Source organism: Xenorhabdus sp. PB30.3 (assembly GCF_963895965.1).
Classification (GTDB): Bacteria; Pseudomonadota; Gammaproteobacteria; order Enterobacterales; family Enterobacteriaceae; genus Xenorhabdus; species Xenorhabdus stockiae.
This window is the reverse complement of record NZ_CAWQMW010000102.1, coordinates 1-1,572: the sequence shown is the minus strand read 5'-3', so window position 1 is coordinate 1,572 and position 1,572 is coordinate 1. Positions and strand designations below refer to the sequence as shown.

Annotated in this window: 1 protein-coding gene; it reads left to right on the top strand. The window is 46.2% G+C overall.

The annotated features are described in order from the left end of the window. Positions 1 to 1,285 (top strand): RHS repeat-associated core domain-containing protein (locus AACX38_RS06625; protein WP_370630656.1); only part of this gene is annotated, 1,285 nt, incomplete at its 5' end. Positions 1,286 to 1,572 lie beyond the last annotated feature (287 nt).

Genomic DNA, 1,572 nt, shown 5'->3' with positions numbered 1-1,572 from the left:
TACGCGGCTGGTGCAAGCGGGCAGTACGCCCGCGGCGAGTGTCACGGCTGACGGCGTGCATTTACTGGGCACCGACGGGCCGGGCAGTGTGCTGTTAAGCCGTCACAATGACCGGACCTCGCGTTTTCGCTATACCCCGTACGGGCAGCAGGCGGTGGCGGACAGTGACCCGGCTTTACCGGGCTATAACGGGGAGCGGCAGGATCCGGCCGGGGGTGGGTATCATCTGGGCAACGGCTACCGGACGTATAACCCGGTCCTGATGCGGTTTACGGCGCCGGACAGCCTCAGCCCGTTCGGGGCCGGGGGACTGAACCCGTATGCGTACTGCCTGGGTGATCCGATTAACCGCACGGACCCCAGCGGACATATGAGCACGGGCAGTATTGTGGGGCTGGTTTTGGGCTCGATTGGGTTACTGGCGGGGATCCTCCTGGCTATTCCCACGGGCGGGGCCTCACTGACCGCCATCGGGGCGGCGATCGCCGGGGCAGGGCTGGCGGCGGATGCCACCGGGATTGCCAGTGCCGCGACGGCGGACAGTGATCCGCAGATGTCTGCTGTTTTGGGGTGGGTATCGATGGGATTAGGTATCGTGAGTGTGGTCGGGGGCGTTGCGGGTCTTGCGCAAGGGATGTGGAAAATAGGCATACGACTAGAAGCCAGTTTTGGTAAGGGGTTGAGTGGTGATCCAGCAAGCAGCAGTGCAGCATACGCCACAATTGTCAGAGAAACAAAAAATGTACAAGAGACTTTCAACAAAGCGGTAAATGCAGGATGGATCCGAGAGGTTGAAAGTTCTACAGCGGTTCATACTTTACAGCTTACAATACCCAAAGTTCACAATATTAGTGATATGGATTATGGACTTTTTAATAAACTGGGATTTGATATAAAAAAGGAAAGCAGCCGAATAGAAAACAGGATTCTAATCGCCGAGGATCGGAGTACTCAGTTCGATATTACAATAAAGAAATTTCGTGAATTATATTTACCGTTCATAAATGAAAGCAGTAAAAATGGTGTGCGGCATATTCATAAGATCCTCTATGATATAGAAACCATAAGGACATATGTCAATCTATGGCCTAATCAGGTAAATGCCTATACTAGATTTACTGGACAAAATGCTTATGACATAACAGAAATATGGAGAAACTCTAAACTTTCTGGAACAGCTCATGACTTACTACGTGCTAATATACAGATAAATCATTCTTCATTATGGTCTGATAGTTTAAATGGTGCTGATATGTTTATATTTTATAATGAATCTCTATTCTAATAGGTTGGTAGATTAATAAATATTTTAATAGTAAAGAATTTTATATGGTTGAATAAGTGATGTTTCTGAATATCGGAACATCACTTATTCAGATAATTTAAATTTTAACTCTACTCACTTAATCTCAGATGGAATTTTAACCTGTATAAATTAGACTCGATCGCTTTGTATTTTAGTGAGGGGATTGGGACTAAATATAGTGGTTAAACAGACTTTGTTATTTGACTATATTGATTTTGGAAATAAAAACAGGATACTTTTCAATTGACAATTTCTGTCTGCCTTCT